The organism is Halobacillus sp. A1-3 (assembly GCF_050971765.1).
Classification (GTDB): domain Bacteria; phylum Bacillota; class Bacilli; order Bacillales; family Halobacillaceae; genus Halobacillus; species Halobacillus mangrovi_B.
Window position 1 is genome coordinate 364,723 of sequence record NZ_JBPCEO010000003.1, and the last position, 16,533, is coordinate 381,255.

Annotated in this window: 16 protein-coding genes; 13 read left to right on the plus strand and 3 right to left on the minus strand. The window is 34.8% G+C overall.

The genetic code is table 11. From position 1 onward, the window contains the following. Positions 1-29 precede the first annotated feature (29 nt). The gene (locus tag ACRYKC_RS07295) at positions 30-512 is read right to left on the minus strand and encodes an ImmA/IrrE family metallo-endopeptidase (protein ID WP_433806074.1); all 483 of its coding nucleotides are present in this window, start codon (positions 510-512) and stop codon (positions 30-32) included. Positions 513-730: 218 nt separating this feature from the next. On the opposite strand from ACRYKC_RS07295, the gene ACRYKC_RS07300 reads away from it, so the two are divergent. Together ACRYKC_RS07300 and ACRYKC_RS07305 are read left to right on the plus strand one after the other, a co-directional pair. Beyond that, positions 731-1,453, plus strand: coding sequence for a SatD family protein (locus tag ACRYKC_RS07300; RefSeq protein ID WP_433806075.1), 723 nt, complete (start codon positions 731-733; stop codon positions 1,451-1,453). Next, a complete protein-coding gene (locus ACRYKC_RS07305; protein WP_433806076.1) occupies positions 1,450-2,427 on the plus strand; it encodes a DUF3307 domain-containing protein in 978 nt (325 codons plus the stop codon). The genes ACRYKC_RS07300 and ACRYKC_RS07305 overlap by 4 nt, the downstream gene beginning before the upstream one ends. A 104-nt stretch (positions 2,428-2,531) precedes the next feature. On the opposite strand, the gene ACRYKC_RS07310 is transcribed toward ACRYKC_RS07305, so the two are convergent. Together ACRYKC_RS07310 and ACRYKC_RS07315 are read right to left on the minus strand one after the other, a co-directional pair. Continuing rightward, a complete protein-coding gene (locus ACRYKC_RS07310; protein WP_433806077.1) occupies positions 2,532-6,248 on the minus strand; it encodes an nSTAND3 domain-containing NTPase in 3,717 nt (1,238 codons plus the stop codon). 462 nt (positions 6,249-6,710) lie between these two features. Then, the gene (locus ACRYKC_RS07315) at positions 6,711-7,115 is read right to left on the minus strand and encodes a helix-turn-helix domain-containing protein (RefSeq protein ID WP_433806078.1); all 405 of its coding nucleotides are present in this window, start codon (positions 7,113-7,115) and stop codon (positions 6,711-6,713) included. A 145-nt stretch (positions 7,116-7,260) separates the two neighbouring features. Here ACRYKC_RS07315 and ACRYKC_RS07320 point away from each other — a divergent pair, with 145 nt between their 5' ends. The 11 genes from ACRYKC_RS07320 to ACRYKC_RS07370 all read left to right on the plus strand — a co-directional run bounded on the left by ACRYKC_RS07320 (position 7,261) and on the right by ACRYKC_RS07370 (position 16,532). After that, positions 7,261-7,494: a helix-turn-helix transcriptional regulator gene (locus ACRYKC_RS07320; RefSeq protein WP_433806079.1), complete on the plus strand. Its 234-nt coding sequence runs from the start codon at positions 7,261-7,263 to the stop codon at positions 7,492-7,494. An 11-nt stretch (positions 7,495-7,505) separates the two neighbouring features. After that, positions 7,506-7,697: a helix-turn-helix domain-containing protein gene (locus ACRYKC_RS07325; protein WP_433806080.1), complete on the plus strand. Its 192-nt coding sequence runs from the start codon at positions 7,506-7,508 to the stop codon at positions 7,695-7,697. A 117-nt stretch (positions 7,698-7,814) separates the two neighbouring features. Continuing rightward, entirely contained in the window at positions 7,815-8,285 is a 471-nt protein-coding gene (locus tag ACRYKC_RS07330) for a helix-turn-helix domain-containing protein (protein WP_433806081.1), read from the plus strand. Between the two features lie 30 nt (positions 8,286-8,315). Then, complete coding sequence (locus ACRYKC_RS07335; protein ID WP_433806082.1) at positions 8,316-9,299, plus strand: DnaD domain-containing protein; 984 nt, start codon at positions 8,316-8,318, stop codon at positions 9,297-9,299. Positions 9,300-9,348: 49 nt separating this feature from the next. Then, positions 9,349-9,582 carry a hypothetical protein gene (locus ACRYKC_RS07340; protein WP_433806083.1) on the plus strand — a complete coding sequence of 78 codons (234 nt, stop codon included), beginning with the start codon at positions 9,349-9,351 and terminating at the stop codon, positions 9,580-9,582. Between the two features lie 408 nt (positions 9,583-9,990). Next, a complete protein-coding gene (locus ACRYKC_RS07345; RefSeq protein ID WP_433806084.1) occupies positions 9,991-10,428 on the plus strand; it encodes a hypothetical protein in 438 nt (145 codons plus the stop codon). A gap of 66 nt (positions 10,429-10,494) precedes the next feature. Next, a complete protein-coding gene (locus ACRYKC_RS07350; protein ID WP_433806085.1) occupies positions 10,495-10,674 on the plus strand; it encodes a hypothetical protein in 180 nt (59 codons plus the stop codon). A gap of 31 nt (positions 10,675-10,705) precedes the next feature. Continuing rightward, positions 10,706-10,966: a hypothetical protein gene (locus ACRYKC_RS07355; RefSeq protein WP_433806086.1), complete on the plus strand. Its 261-nt coding sequence runs from the start codon at positions 10,706-10,708 to the stop codon at positions 10,964-10,966. A 14-nt stretch (positions 10,967-10,980) separates the two neighbouring features. After that, positions 10,981-12,090, plus strand: coding sequence for a hypothetical protein (locus ACRYKC_RS07360; protein ID WP_433806087.1), 1,110 nt, complete (start codon positions 10,981-10,983; stop codon positions 12,088-12,090). A gap of 13 nt (positions 12,091-12,103) precedes the next feature. Continuing rightward, complete coding sequence (locus tag ACRYKC_RS07365; protein WP_433806088.1) at positions 12,104-14,593, plus strand: VirD4-like conjugal transfer protein, CD1115 family; 2,490 nt, start codon at positions 12,104-12,106, stop codon at positions 14,591-14,593. A gap of 31 nt (positions 14,594-14,624) precedes the next feature. Continuing rightward, positions 14,625-16,532, plus strand: a complete 1,908-nt coding sequence (locus tag ACRYKC_RS07370; RefSeq protein ID WP_433806089.1) for a pLS20_p028 family conjugation system transmembrane protein — start codon at positions 14,625-14,627, stop codon at positions 16,530-16,532. Position 16,533 lies beyond the last annotated feature (1 nt).

Below are 16,533 nucleotides of genomic sequence, written 5' to 3' on the forward strand. Positions count from 1 at the left end.
CTCCTGATTCTAGCTTAATGGATAACCGTTTACATGTTGGTACAATACGAACGCCTTTTTATTTGCCTCAGTCGTTCCTCACTTAGTTTATAAGAAGCCTTAAAGTCATAAGCCCACCGGTCAAGTAGCTCAGGATCGTTCAGATCGTATCTTTTAATCATGTGATAGGGGAGAGCAGCATATAAAGTAAAATGCCTCGCATCGCGTTCCTGAAGCTCTCTAAAAGCCTCAGGCATCATTGTCTGTTTTCCAACATGGCGAATCGCATGACAAAGTTCATGAAAAAACTCTTCACGCTGAGTGACGATATCTAAGGTAGAATTAAGAAGAATTTCGCGATAACGCCCATAGCGTACATATCTTGATTCAAAAGGCTTGTAATGAATGAAGATTTCATACTTCATTGCTATTTTTCTTAGTTTTAAATCCATTGGGAATTGGAATTTGTGTTTCATGTACCAGTTGGATACCCAGTCTTCCAGTACAGTTGTTGTGTATTGTGGAAAATTCATACTATCACCTTCTTAAATGACATTATACGAACATGCGTTCCTGAAATCAATATACTTGGACCTAATTCACAGAAATATCCTAGGATTTCCGAAAATAGTGGAAAGATAATAAAATTTCCGGATAAACCGGAAAGATAATAAAACTTCCTGATAAATCGGAAAGTTTATTTACATATGCTTAATAAACTGGATATAATTGCTTTTAAGGAGGGGGTTTAGTGAATTTACGTCAATGTGTTTGTATTACTGCTGATGTAATTGGATCAAGGAAAAGTAATAAAGGGATAGAATTAGCGATGATTGTGTCAGAGTTAAATAAAAAATTAAAGGAAGATATAGTGACAAAATTCACTATTAGAGCTGGGGATGAAATCTTCGGAGTAGTGAACGAGTTCCACAAAGGATTCGATGCTTATAAAGAGCTTTTCAGCCTAAGTAAAGAATTAAATGTACCGTTATATGTGGGGGTTGGTTTCGGTAGTATTTTTGAACAGAACCTTTCTGACCCAGACTTAGTAAGTGGTCAGGCCATTTGGAATTCAGCAGATGCTTTAGATTTTTTGAAAAATGGAAGTAAAAAAGATAAATATAAAGCACTAAATACAAATTCTCTTGATGAAAGTTTTCGTTTTCATTTTATCTTAGGTAAAGATACCGAGAGCTACCGAGCCGTAAACTACTTGTTGTTCTTCATAATGGAGAGAGTAATAAAACGAACCAATAAACAAAGAAAAGCAGTGAACATCTTAGAGAATAACCTAGATAAGAATTACAACCAATTAGGTGAATACTTGGGTTATGAGAACGAGAATACCAGAGAAGCTAACTTCCAGAAACTACTTAGAAGAGGGGATTATTTTCTTGTTAAAGAAGCAGAATTAAGCTTAGTAGACTTAATCAGAGAAATTTACGACCAAAGACAAAAGGATTTAGAAAAATGATTTTTTTGTTTCTGTTGTTTATGTTGGCTCATCTAATTGGCGATTTTATTACCCAGAATGACAATATAGCTAAATATAAAAGAGATAAATATAGAAAAAAATTATTCAATAGGGCTATCATCTTACACGCCTTTCATCACGCTATTATCACTATTTTATTACTGTGTATCTTTAAAAAAATTACCTTAGACTTAGTTTTAGCCACTTTAATCATCTGCTTTATTCATTACTTTATTGACTTAGCTAAGAGCTATTTATCAGATAGGATTATAAATAAATATAAGAGGGCTGATTCACAGCTTAATTTATTTGAAAGTAATTTAAAGTTTATCCTTGATAAGAAATCTTTTTACTTTATAACTGATCAGGTATTCCATATTATCACGATATACTGGATCATGAGGTCATATGGTGTGGTCTATCCCCCTGGTCTTTTAGTCGAGAAGGTTCAAGCTCTTATGAATCATGATTTAGTATTGACATTACCCACCACTTTTGTTTCTTTACTTATCATCTTCATACTAATTTCTTGGGCAAGCGGATATTTCGTCGGAATTGTTATTGACGATTTGAAGCAAGGTGAAACATTAGACCAGGTTGCTGCCATAAAAGAAAAAGATGTTTTTGAAAAGTTTTATGAAGACGAGAGAAAGAACATGGTGATTGAGAAGAGTTGGGAATCGGAAGAAAAAATTGGAAATAAAAGGAGCTTGAAAGTTCAGTTTCACTACTTTAATGAAGAGGACAATAACTCAGCTGGTATGTTTATAGGCATACTCGAAAGAATATTAATTGCGCTATTTGTAATAATTAATGCTTATCAGGGATTGATAGTAATTGGTGCGCTAAAAACACTTGCTAGGTTTAAGCAGTTCGATGCAAAGTCCTTTGCCGAATATTATCTTATAGGCACATTACTTAGTATTATCTTGGGGTTGGTATTAGGTGGAATAGCGAAAATCATTATAAATTAAAGAAAAGCCCCACTGTGGGGCTTTTCTTTAATTATAATTGTATTAAAAAGATAACAAGAATGTTGTCTTTTATTCTACTTTTAAGAAAATTTGCAAGCCAAAGTCTAAAATTCCCTTAAATAATTATTTTTTCTTTCCCATTCGGCATTTCTTAAGCAGCTTTCAATCTTACCACTGATATATTTCTTAATTGGAATTAATTCTATCCCAAGCTGAAGGCTATCTATTATTGAGAGCAAATTTCGCCACTTTGCAGCTTCTATATCTCCGATTATAACATCACCTGAATAAGTACCACCGTTTCCTATCCACCAAATCTTTGAAAAATCATCTTTATTTCTATTATGGTTGAGATATTTCACCAATACTCTTTCAAACAAATGATCCATTGATTGTCTCACAATATCTAAAATGACATTCATTTTTTCTTTATTATCATAATTTTTTCCAACATAATTGAGTAAGAATTCCTCCGCTTTAGTTTTGAAAGGATCTTTAAGATTATCAAAAAAGTTATTGAGTGGATGGCTAAGTATTCCAAAGAAAGTTACTTTTTCTATAATATAATCAAATGCACTTTCAATTTCGGTTGTAATCCCATTAATTTTCCATATGAAACTAAGGTCCTTATGGTCATGATTTCTTTGTTTATCTGAGTATAAAATATCTACGAAATGAGTTAACAAGCTAGGTTTATTATTTAAAATGTTGATTAGCCCTTCCCCTTCGAAATCAAAGTGATAATTTAGTCTTGTTTGCTGCAAATACGCATTAAAAATTATATCTATATCCAAATTCAAATTACTGTAATAATTAGTGAATATTTCTTCCCTTAAATAAATTGGATTTTGATTATTAGAGTTCTTATCCCAAATTATTTCAAGGAGTAGGTCAAATAGATGAGGTCTTTTTTCTAAAAATTTTTCTAAAGAATAAAAATTAACTGTAATTGACTCATTGCATTTTTTTAAAGCAGTAGTAATTTCATCAATATTGACATACGAGGTATCCACTGATTCGAAATATGAAAATTCCCAATTTGATTTACCGTTAAAAATGCCCTCCTTAATAATTGAAAAAATGGTTTCTGCTTTTGATTTAGTGTTTGAATGGTTTTCAAATACAATTCTTGGAATATAGTTTGCTTCGTTATTTTCACTAATAATAAGGTTCAAAAAATGAAGCCCCATTTCGAAATTATTAGAAAAAGTTTCATCAATTATGAAATCTAGCGATTTTAAATAGTTCCAGTTATTCTTTGATTTACTCTCTAAGTAAATAAAGTCCCTGTAAAAATTGTAAATTTCCTCACTTGTTTTGAACTTAAATGAACTACGAATTTCCTCTTCTTTTAATTTCTCGTATTCTCGAAAATTATCAAAATCATATATTTCTTTGTCACGTAATCGATCCCAATCAAGCTTTAAAAATGCTTTGTAAGTTCTATTAGAGAAATGTCGAGAAAGAGTAGAAAAATATGGATTTTCTATGGAGTTACGTCGGCACCAATAAATGTATTGTTGTACCAAGTAACATTGATCAAAAGCATTATTTGCGAAATATTTATGAAATATACGTGTGATAAAAGTCACGTCAAACTCTTCAACTTCTTTAACTGATTTTGGATCTCTTTTATTAATGTAATGTTTTAAAACTTCAATAGACAGATTAGGGTGTTTATTAAAGTTTTTAAATAAAGTACACCAAATATTTGATCGAAATTCGCGAACAGGCCTTATATAAGGAAGCGAGTAATCATAAATGTTAATTGTGTTTTTCCTACCACCTTTAACGTGGTGAAACGAAAGCTCTAACAAGTTTTTAGTAATTTCATAAAATGAGGCAGTGTACAAATCATCACCACACATAAGTCCATTAACTAACAAGTTAAAAAGTGTTTTTTGCCTTTCAAAATTCATTAATTCGTCTTCATTATCTAAAAGGAGTGTTTCCCTGATTTCGTAAATTAGTTCTGGTAAATGTTCAGGACGTCTTCTGGTAAATTCAAATGCTAACTGTAAAGCGTCTTTTAGTTCGTTAGGTGGTAATCGAAATAGTTCACCGAATAATTGTATTGTTTTATTCCTGTTGTAAGAAAATTGATTTTGTTCATAAGTAACTGTGTATTCGGGATTATCAACCATTGATAAGTGAAAAATAGTGTTATAAAGGAACTCAAAACACTCTTCTTTTAGGTATAACCAAAAGATAGATAGTATTTTATAAGCTTCTTCCTCACTAAGATTTGATGTTTCCCAATGTTCTTTCAATTTAGGTCTTAGTTTATTCATAACTTTCAAAGGACCGAAAGTGTTATTTGAAGGTATAACACAATCTATTATTCTCTGCTCGTGTGAGGGGAAGTATTTAATTAGTAAAGTTTGAAAGGATAGCAATTCATCATCTACAAAACATTTATAAAAAAAATAGGTTGAAAGGTTTTGCTCAGGGATTTTCAGGTGTTCATATTGAATATCAATGATTTCCCATCTCTCTAATTTTTCTATGGTCTCTATAAATTTGTAATAATCTATTTCAAAGTTGTTAAGTATTGGGATGAGAACACTATTATCCTTGAAAGGTAGTGTATGAAAAAAAGCCACTATACCTAAACACTTAATGTCGAAATTATTAATCATATCAGATTTGTCAAAAATAAAATTTGAAAAATACTTTTCAAATAATAAAGACACGTCATAAAGAGCAGTAATTCTTTGCTCTGATCTCGCCAATAAAGCAGCCATTATCGCTAACCTAGGGTTACCATCAGCAATTCGTAAAATCTCTTTTTGATATTCAGAATTTAAGATGCGGAATGAGTCTGATTCAATAATATCTACAATCTGGTTATCTTTTAATTTCATTACATCTATTTGTTTTGCATTATATTCCTTCTGGAGCCAACTCATTTCAGGTAATACATAATCCCTTAGGGTAACAATAACTTTTAAACTGCCTTTTCTAGGGGAGCGGTAATAACCGATAATTTGTTGGAATGCATCTATCCTGTTAGCGTCATCTACAAACAGAATATTATCTTTGTTTGTGTTTATCATTTGATACAGATCTTCAATTAAAGAGTGACTTTTATATGAAATACAATATGCACTATAATTTGGATTTTCACCCAAATAACTTTTAATTGTCTCAATTACTAATTTTGTTTTTCCCACACCAGGTGGTCCTGCTACTATAACGAAATCATTGGTTTGTATAGCTTTAACAAGTTGCCCTTTCTCACTTTCGCGGTGTAAGAATTCATTATTTAGAGGAGTTGAGATGGAATTAGCTGCTTTATTATACTCCTCAATAAATTCCTCTATTGAGACTACTTGTCCAGTGTTAAGGGGCAGTCCCAAGTATTCATTTGCCAAGTCCCTATGGTGCAAATTTATTTCCATAGCTAGAGTGTCAAGACTCTCTATTCTAAGAGTGATAGAAGTATCACGAAGTATTTCTTGTAATACTTCTACTTCATGTGCTTTTAAATTAAAGTTAATACAAATTATTATTTCTAAGATGTTATCAACTTTCACACCTGTCTTGCTTTCATCTAAGCATTTCTCTACATCATCTTTTAATTTACTTACTCCTTTAGTAATATTCGTCGAATGTTCTATGAATATATATTTTCCATTTTGTTGAAGAAAGAATGAATCAGGGGTGCCAACAGTTGTTTTTTGCTTACCACTTTGGCTTCCAGTTCGTGAGAACGTAGAATAATTTTGGTTACGGCGTACAAGAAGACTATCACACAGTTCCTGAAAAATCGTTTCGTTAATTTGTTTTAACGAATTCTCTATAGATTGAAGTCTTGTCATTTACATACCACCCTTTGATAAGGTAATCTCCTATAATTCTCTCTGATTGACAACTAGTAAATTAAAAAACTTCCCAAGAATAATTCTCAAATGAATTTCAGTTTCATCAATTATTGATAGATGGATGATAATTTATCTACCAATCCATATTAGTTTCTCGATCAATTTTTTCAAACTCCACGTATATAAAATGTGTTCCAAGTATTCTTTAGATAGTACTGACTCGATAAGGCGCATTACAAATTTCTTAACAGACATCATAGAATTTAATATCTCTAATCAGAATCGAATAATTTCGGTATTAATTCGGGAATCTCAACTGGAATAGCAACTAATTCTGACACTTGAGCCAAGATAGAAGCTTTATTTTTTCCATAAGGTAGTGCTCTCCTTAATTACAAGGGTGCTTACTTGACTCCTAACTGAAAAGAGAAAAACACGTCATTGGACGTGTCGATTTTCTTATTTCTTCTCTATTTGATTTGATTTCTGGACTAAGTACTGAAAATAACTCTCAAGTTCCTTGATCTGTTCAGGACTCATCGATTTCCACTTCTCAATATCAAAGAATGACATGTCGTCTATTTCATATTTCTCTAATAAATAGTTAATTTCTTTTAAGGAATTAAATTCATTTGGTTCTTGAACAAAATTCGGATTCTTTATATCACTAATTCCCAATAAATAATCAGTGGATACATCATACTTATTGGCAAGCTTTTTAATCATTTCTATAGAAGGTTCATTTCTGCCCTGTTCGTAATAACCATATCCACTTTCAGAAATACCTAATATTTCACTTACTTGTTTTTGGCTTAACTTATGAGCTTTTCTAAGTTCTTTTAGTCTTTTACTTACATTAGACATGTGTAACCACCTTCGATCTTGATAATTACATAATACAACAAAGAGTTGGGTTTTTCTTTTAAAACAACAAAAAATTGCGTATTTTATTGACAGCAACAAAATGTTGGGTTATTCTGTATACAACAAAATGTTGGGAGGTGAAGTGGTGAAAAGAGAATTCTTGATAAAGATTAGAAAATCCTTTAATTGGTCTCAGAAGCAAGTTGTTTACGAACTTGAAGTTAAGTATAGTATTAAAATCACCTCTAGTTACTATGGCATGATTGAGCAAGGTGTTAGAAGCCCTAACTTACATTTAGCTATTGCCATTTCTAAATTATTTAACACAGATATAGAGAATATTTTTTTAATTAACAACGCAACAAAAAGTTGTATTTGAGGAGGTAAATGATGAACAGACGAACAATGAACGTTATTGAAACAGCTGAATATCTCGGTGTATGTAAAGACACTATCTATACAATGGTTCGCTCTGATGAGATCCCACATTTTCGTTTGCGGCGTCGCATTTTCTTTTCCGAAAAAGCAATTTCTAAATGGATTGAAGAGCAGGAATCCTCTTATAAACACCAAGCTATCTAATTTAATTATAGTGCAAGTTGAAAAATAAGTAGGTACTAAAAATGGTACAAAGAAGGATTGATTTTTTTGAATGAGTACAGTAGGGCAGGAAGGACTTTGAAAGAATTGAGGGAAAGCATGGGAAAATCACAAAAAGGACTATCAATTGATGTTTTGCAATCTAGAGAGTCTATAAGTAAACAAGAGAATGGAAGGAGGAAAATTCAACCTGGATTAACCAGACAATTTATAAGTAAATATAATAATCCGTGGCTAGCACTTGAAGTAGTCAATGAATATATTGGGTGGGGAGTTACACAATTAGATGGTTTACGGGCGAAGGACGACAGATATTTGCTTCAGTTAATATTAGAGAAAGAGTTAAAAGAAGCACTTGAAACCATTACTTATGTGAAATGGACAGAAGATATATATCGTATCCATTCGATGGAATTACAAGATATCCAAAAAACTGCTGAAACAATGACCAGGGTAATTCATTTTGCTACTTTATATCTAGCAACTATTTGCGAAACGTATGATATTAGTTGGTTAAAGGCATGGAAAGACCATCATAAGGAATTAAAATCTAAAGGCTATGTAATCTGATTATTCCATGTATAGAAAAGAGGTGAAAGAATGCAAGGGTGGTTAAAGCTGCATCGTAAAATTCTTCATAGTGAAATTTTCGAAAATGAGAAGTTGTTAAAAGTGTTCATTTATTGTCTGACGAAGGCAAGTCATAAAAGTACAGAATCGAGAGTAGGGAGGCAAAAGGTTACTCTTAAACCTGGTCAATTTATTTTTGGCCGTAAAAAAGCTGCTTTGGAATTAAGTATGAAAGAATCCACCGTTCGTGACTATATAAAAATACTTCAGGAAGACAATGTCATTAGTGTAAATACCACCAACAAATATAGTGTGTTAACCGTTGAAAACTGGGGGATTTATCAATCTAACGATGAAGAATACGACAACAAACAAACAGCAGAAAAACAGCAGAATGACAACTCCTCGCCATCAGAGAGACAGCAGAAAGACACATACAAGAATGGTAGAGAACTTAAAGAAGTTAAGAATGTAAAAGAATTTATAACTACAACAACTTCTGAACAGATGGAATTTGATAGCATTCAATTTTATCAAAACAATATTGGTATTATACGTCCTCAACTCTCAGAAGAAATAAAATCTTGGAGTAAATACCTTGGAGATTCCTTGGTTGTAGAGGCTATGAAGCGTTCTTTGGATCGAAATAAACCTTCATGGGGTTACGTGAAGAGTATCCTTCAATCCTGGATTGGTAAAGGAATACGAACACTTGAACAAGCTAATGCCGAAGAAGTTGAATATAAGAACAAGCAGTTTAATAAAACTACGAATTCCACTCAGTTACAAAATAAGGAGGTATTACCTGACTGGTTTATAGACCTTAAAAAGCAAGAGGAGCAAGAAAAGGAACAAATTGAAAATGCAGCTCGGAAGATTGAGCTATCAATAAAATTAAGAAAGTCGAGAGAAAGTATTCTTGAATCTATTAATTATCGCTATAACCTTACTGAAGAAGATATAGATTCTATTAGAGAAGGTAGATACTCGGCTAAAGAAGTTTTACTAGAATAATTGAAGTCCAGAGTGGATAAATAACCGTAATCTAGGAGGTAATAATAGGGTGAAATCAAATAAAAAGCACTTTGCTTATTATGATATTTCTTCACTAGCTGACAATGTAAAAACCTTTGAAGGAAAAAGATATGATGTACGTGGCATTTGGGCGGTTGATTGCCACGGTACTGCTGAAAAGCTGGCCAGTATCTATTATCGAATTCGAACCGTAAAGGATGGCCAATTTAGAACCATAGCTAAACGCAAAAACCCTATGAGTGAGCTGAAGCCTGTCAAGTAAATGTAACGATTTTAACACGTGCTTAAATAGCACATATTGAACATTGAAAACTATATATCTACGTTAGGAAATTGAAAGGTCACAGAACTTTCCTAACCGTCGATGACCGTTTGGTGCGTGTTACGTGAAACGCATCTTGTGACCGGGTAAGCGTTGTATCTATTATGGTTATGGTATATAAAGTGAGGTATACACTGATGAAGTTTTGTATGTCTTAACCTAGATACATAAAGTTCTTCGTATAGGCTAGAAACGTTGTGCATTGTAGAAAGGATAATCATTCTGCATAGGGTTGATTGTACCTAGCCATAAACAATCAAAATTATTCTGTTCCTTTCCATAATGTGGTTTTTTGTTTGAGTAGGTGTTAGAATCGTTATACAAATCACTTGAGAAGGGAATGATCTGATGAAAAGACATTGGATCGGTGGTTTGGCTGGATTATTATTGGCCATGATTCTTGTAGGCTGCGGAGCTGAAGGAGCCACTGGTCAAGTCGAGTCTTTATCACCTGATGAACTTAAAAAATACACCGAAGACAATAAACAAACTTTTATATTGCTAAATAATACGGAAGATGAAAAAGAGAGAAAAGATAACATTAATCTAGTAGAAGAAAAAATTAAATCAATTAATGTTAAAGAAATAAATGCTAAGTCGGAGGAGATGTTGGATAATAATTTAAAGCCTGACGACTTAGGCCTTAAGGATATACAGTTTGAAACATTAGGTTACTATGAAGATGGGACTTTAAAAGAATATGTCTCCTTAAGAGATGTTGATTATTCTTCAGAAGATGAAAAACAAAAAGCAATAGAAAAATTTATAGATAAGACTACATCATAAGAGAAGTGATCTTTATTAGGTCGCTTCTTTTTTTATGTCAAATTTCTTTGAGGGGGGGTGATTACCATGGGTGCTACGAACCGTGAACTAAAACAATCTAAAGACTTGGTTCAAACTCTATTAACCATTCAGGACCTATCTTATAACGATTGGCTGCATAGCAAACACCAAGAGTATATTCAGGAAAATCAAGACGTAGTCATGAAATCCTTGCTGCATTACAAAGGGATAAGTGATGAGAAGTAAGATGAAAATTTTTAAAAGGAGCGAATGAATAATGAAATTAACTGATTTTGTTCTACTATCTGCCATAAGTAATTTACAGTCTACAGGTGCTTCGATTCTCACAGCCATGCAATTGCTTGGGATCATTTCGGCAGCTATTGCTTTCGGTATAGGAGCTTACCATCTTATCTGGGGTGGAGTAAGAGGCCGTCAAAGCTCTATTGTATGGTTTATTGGTGGTGCCGTTGGGCTTGTAATTCTAATGGGAGCTACAGCTATTGCTGAATATATTGACAGTCAGGTGATTTTTTAAAGGAGTGTAAATCCATGAGGGTATTATTCACATCAAAAATGGATGGTGAAATTTCGAGCTTTCACCCTTATTCCTTCCAGGAAATTGTCGTTCTAACGGCAGAATTGGATGCTAAATTAAAGAAGAAAAATGCCAAGCCAATGATGCTTGATTTTATGATATTTAATGAAGAAGGAGATAAGCTGTATAACGGCTCCTATGAAGTAGGAGCAGAAGGAACATCAAATATTTATGATCATGTTTGGCAAAAGCTTTTAGAGTTACCCATGGAAAATAAAAATGAAGAAACAAAAAGGGATGTCTTTCTTCAACAATTAACATCTAACACACCAGCATCTTATCAAATGGATATGACTGAAGTATTGAAAGAGAAGGAAGTACAAAAGTCGAGTTGGAAACAACTTGGTAAGCGTAGCAAAATTTTTGTGAGTGTTATTAGCACAACGTTAATGGTAGCCATAGCTTCATGCATCACTCTACTGATACTTCTAAGCAATCAAGGCAAAGATCTAAGAGCCATTACTCAAGAGCTAGAAAGAATGGAGGGTGTAAAAACGGCTTATGAGGGCTATTGGACAGGTGAGCAGGGAGAAGCTGTTGAGCAATTACTAGGAATGGAAACCTTAACGGAATCGGAGCGTCAAACATTACTTCATTTTCTGATAGAACTTAAAAAGTATGATCAAGCTTTGCAATATGCAGGAAAGGAAAACACTTCTTCACTGGCTGAGCAAGTCATGAAAGTTCATGGTCTGGAAGAATTGATGTCCTTTCAAGAAGCTTACCCAAGTCCTCTGGGTGAATTTAAAATAGCCTTTCATCATGGGGAATACAAACATGCGGTGGGTATTCAAGATATGGCGATGTCTCCTCAACTGTATAAACAAAAGGGGATCGCTTATTTGAGGCTTGATCAATTGGAAGATGCGAAAAAGATGGCCAGTGAAGCGAAAGACGATGGACTGAATAAAAAGATTAATGAGTATCAAGAAATTGAGGAACAGTTGACGAAGATCAACAGCCAAATAGAAACAGAGAAAAAGTCAGAAGATCAAAAACAATCTAAAATCGATTCGCTTAAGGAACAACAAGAGGGTCTGGAGAGTCAAAAGAACAATTTATAAGAGGGTGATTCATTTGAAATCAGTCATTGCTACAAAACAGGTGCTTATTTTATTAAGCATCTGTTTTTTTATATCCACGATGCTGGTAAGTACTTTTCTATGGAATCTAGGATATGCCATGTGGGAAACTTTAAGGACTTTCCCAGAATTCAGTAAACCTATAGAGTTTAGATTTTCGTATTGGACAGATTTTCATATGAAGGAGCAATCTCTCTACTATGGGATAGCTGCTTTAATTGGTCTTGTTGGCATAGTTCACATGATTTACAAACTTAGAAGTAACTTTAAACCCGTAGGTACGGACGAAAAGGGTTCTCAGAGATTTGCAACGAGAAAAGAAATCCAACAACAGTACAAGGCCATTCCTGATCGAAAACAACCATATAAAGGTCAAGGAGGCCCTGTGTTATCTAGAAAAGGGGACAAAGCTTTTATTGATCCGTCACCTGTCAATAATTTAATTATTGGTACGACAAGGAGTGGTAAGGGCCAAACCTATGTGATTCCAACCATAGATGCTTACTCTCGTGCTGAACATCAGCCCTCTTTAGTCATCAATGACCCAAAAGGGGAGTTATTTGCTTCTAGCCGGGAGACGCTGGAGAGAAGAGGGTATGAGGTTGAGGTTTTAAACTTAATGAATCCCATGCAAAGCATGAGCTTCAATTTGCTGGAGTTGGTTAAACAATCTTATAAGGATGGGGATTATTCTACAGCTCAAACGCTTTGCGAAACCATTACTCATATGCTTTACCACAATCCGAATGCTAAAGAACCTATGTGGGATGATTCAGCTAAATCACTTGTGAATGCTATGATCCTTGCGGTTACAGAGAAAAGCATAGCCGAAGGGATGGAAGAGAAAATTACTATGTACACGGTCGCCAACATGCTCTCAGAGTTAGGGACTAGAAATGAGATGGATGAAGATGGCCAAGAGTACAATGCATTGGATCAGTTTTTCCAAGAACTACCCCAATCACATGTAGCGAAAGGTCAATATGCAACGAGTAATTTTTCCAAAGGGAATACTCGTTCAAGCATTTTTACGACAGCGATGAATGGATTGACGAAATTTACAATGAGTGAAACAGCTAAGATGACAGCTAAAAACTCTTTAGATTTAAAAAGAGTGGGCTTCGGTCAAAGTATTAAGGGGCGAGGTGATCCTTTTTCCAAAGTGATGATATCATTCCCGGATGGAACCACTGAAATCAATCAATCAGGAGAGAGTGGGACATGGACCATTAACTTTAAAACTTCATTAGGGGCAGGAGATCATTTAATTGTGTCTCAGGAATCCACTCCTGCTTCTTCGGAAGATGAAAAAGTTCAAAAGGATAGCTCAACCATTCGGATTGACAAAGTGGATGAGGAAACGGGCAAGGTTTACTTCTCTTACTCGTCTTCAAGCAGCACTATGGAAGTGAAAGAAATTACTTACTCCACTAAGCCTATTGCTGTGTTTATGGTTACACCCGATTATGATACGTCTACTCATGCTATACCGTCTATTTTCGTTAGCCAATTGTATTATGTACTGTCCAAGAATGCAGCCATTGCCAAAGGTCAAAAATGCTTGCGCGAAGTGGTCTTTATGTTAGATGAGTTTGGGAATATGCCTGCGATAGCAGATATGGAAAATAAAATCACTGTATGTCTGGGAAGAAACATTCGTTTCCACTTAGTTGTTCAATCCTATGCTCAACTAAAAGAGTTGTATGGAGAAGATGGGCAAGCCACCATACGTGGTAACTGTGGGAATGAAATTTATATTTTGAGTGCTGACTATGATTCAGCTTCCTATTTTTCTTCCAAGTTAGGAAAGAAAACGTTAAATACGCAAACACGGTCTGGTTCTACTTTTTCACTGGATAAGTCGAAAACGGAAAGTACGGAAGGGAGAGACCTTCTAACGGCCAATGAACTGCAGGAATTGGAAGAGGGAGATACGGTCGTACGTCGTGTATTATTACGTCGTGATAAGAAAGGAAGAAAGATTCGTGCCTTTCCTATTTATAATACAGGAAAATACAGTATGAAATATGCTCACACGTATCTTAGTTCAGAATTCCGTTCAGGAAGATCGATTACGGAAGAAGAGATTTCTACCCCACACCGCCATGTTCATCCAGCAGAATTAGTTATTGATTTCCAAAGTGACTATTCTAATAAAGAAAAGACAGACGAGGCGGGAGTGGAAATGAAAAATCACTCTCAGAATGGACCATTCAGTGATTCAGAACCATCAAAGGAATGGTGGAGGAAGGAAAAAGTCGGAGAGTTCTTTGATAAAAGCACATTTTCATTGATCCATCAGCAAATTGCTCCTCATTTAGAACATAGTGAGGAGGAAATGAACGAGGAACCTATGGAAGCTTTTCTTTATAACTTAAAGCTTTTAGGTGATCATCAAGAAATTAACCGACAAGTGTATAGTCACATTCGTAAACAAATAGATAAGTTAATAGAAGAAAAGGAAACACCAGTGGAGCAGGGATGAAAAAGGGGAAAATAATAAAGGTGGTGATGGAGTGTCCGATGAAGAGCTGTTAGAGATATTGTTAAGGTTTTCCGAAGTCTTATCAACGAATAATATCTTCACATCTGGGTTAAGGATCGTAGGGTGGGGAACGGTATTATTCTTGAAAATGATTGTTGATGGTTTGGAAGGGATGGTTGATCAGGTCTTAACCTTAACGGACTTCTTTTCGAGCGAACCGGTGACTAACTTTCTCGAAACCATCCAGCCTGTTCTCTATATTCTGCTGGCTATCTCATTAGGAATGATCGGCTTTCGATTAATCTTTAATAAAGAAAAAAATCGATCTGACATTCCAATGAACCTATTTATCTCTATCATGACGATTACCCTGTTGTCTTTTGGAATGGGAAAAGTGAATGACTTTACTGGAGATGCAATGGACGTAGCGAAAGTACAAACAGATTCTTTTACCACCTCAGATCGAGTAATGGAAGACCATATTACAGATATCTCTGTTTATGATGAATATGGATGGGAAGACCCAGAAGTAGAAAATCGGCACCATGTTGCCCCTAGTAACATTGATAAGATTTCTATAAATGAGACGATAACTAAGGAATTCGAAAAAGCAAATGGAGACCAACTCACATCTAAAGGGAAAGAAATTGTAATGAATAAGGTAGGGTTAGAATCAAATGGTGAAGAAGGACTTGTGGAGTTAGGGAAAAGTGGGCTGTTTGATTTCCTTCCAGAAAATTATTACAGGTGGCATGTGGATTGGTTTACTGCTATCGTAACCCTTGCCGTTATGGCTTTTACCATGATATTAATCTCTATTAAAGTAGCCAAGCTCTGTTTCGAGCTTGGCTTTAATCATATTGTGGCCTTAATTATGGCGTATTCAGATATTTCCACGGGACAACGATTGAAAGCGATCATTAAGAATATTGGAAGCATTTTTGCTTCTCTTATCATGATTTTCTTAAGTTTGCGTGTGTATATGTATTACACAACATTTATAGATAATAACCTTGAAGGACTTGGGTATTTGATTGCTTTAATTGCAGGAAGTTTGGCCGTCATTGATGGTCCTAATATTGTACAAAAGCTCTTTGGAATTGATGCTGGATTGAAAAACGCCTGGCATGTTGCGATGGGGAGTTATCTAGCTTCTAAAACGCTTGGACCTCCCGTTAAGAAAGCTGCAGGAGCTATTACAAGTGGTGGAGCATCAGCCTTGATGAACACAGGTGCCGGGACAGCTGGTGCAGTCGCTGGTATCTATGGTCGCAAAGGTGAAGGAAAAGCGCAGACAAATGGAAAAAGTGATTCATCATCTAGTTTCTCTTCAAAAGAAGGAAATGGAAGTCAAGGAACCCAGAAAAAACAAGAGCCAAGTCCAATGACCTCAAATCAGGAGGGCCAAAAAGGTTCTTTGGAAGGAAAGACCATAAAATCTGAGGAGCAAAATAGTCCATCTTCAAATGAAACTCAGGGGCAATTACAACCTTCTTCGGAGAAGAGGTCCACTTTGGCCTCTCTACAACACGGTTCCCCAGGAGGATTGGACGTCCCATCTTCGAAACACAGCTATGAGCAACCTTTATCTAATAGACCTATGAAAGAAAAAAGACAAGGAAAGATAGGTAGTAGTGAAAAAGGAAGTGAACGTTTAGATGCGAACGATAATCAACCTAAGGAAGAGACAGACCAAATAGCAGCAGACGCAAAAACAGAAACAGCAGATATAAAGCCTCCAGCAAGTACTGATGATATTCCTATGCCAAATCAATATAGAACAGAGCAGCGAACGATAGGGGAATATATGAAAGATCGTATGCGTGAGCGATTCAGTCACAATCCTAAGATTCAGAGTGCAAAACGGACGTATAACTTATCTCGAAACACTACGGAGAACTGGATAAATAAAATTAAGAAACGCGGGCCTGAGTCTTAAC

Bases quoted from the DNA above. Each gene is read 5' to 3' on its own strand.
- ACRYKC_RS07355 (WP_433806086.1), top strand. From the start codon at position 10,706: ATGAAATTAACTGATTTTGTTCTACTATCTGCCATAAGTAATTTACAG.
- ACRYKC_RS07325 (WP_433806080.1), top strand. From the start codon at position 7,506: ATGAACAGACGAACAATGAACGTTATTGAAACAGCTGAATATCTCGGT.
- ACRYKC_RS07310 (WP_433806077.1), bottom strand. From the start codon at position 6,248: ATGACAAGACTTCAATCTATAGAGAATTCGTTAAAACAAATTAACGAA.
- ACRYKC_RS07315 (WP_433806078.1), bottom strand. From the start codon at position 7,115: ATGTCTAATGTAAGTAAAAGACTAAAAGAACTTAGAAAAGCTCATAAG.
- ACRYKC_RS07305 (WP_433806076.1), top strand. From the start codon at position 1,450: ATGATTTTTTTGTTTCTGTTGTTTATGTTGGCTCATCTAATTGGCGAT.
- ACRYKC_RS07335 (WP_433806082.1), top strand. From the start codon at position 8,316: ATGCAAGGGTGGTTAAAGCTGCATCGTAAAATTCTTCATAGTGAAATT.
- ACRYKC_RS07295 (WP_433806074.1), bottom strand. From the start codon at position 512: ATGAATTTTCCACAATACACAACAACTGTACTGGAAGACTGGGTATCC.
- ACRYKC_RS07345 (WP_433806084.1), top strand. From the start codon at position 9,991: ATGAAAAGACATTGGATCGGTGGTTTGGCTGGATTATTATTGGCCATG.
- ACRYKC_RS07330 (WP_433806081.1), top strand. From the start codon at position 7,815: ATGGGAAAATCACAAAAAGGACTATCAATTGATGTTTTGCAATCTAGA.
- ACRYKC_RS07350 (WP_433806085.1), top strand. From the start codon at position 10,495: ATGGGTGCTACGAACCGTGAACTAAAACAATCTAAAGACTTGGTTCAA.
- ACRYKC_RS07360 (WP_433806087.1), top strand. From the start codon at position 10,981: ATGAGGGTATTATTCACATCAAAAATGGATGGTGAAATTTCGAGCTTT.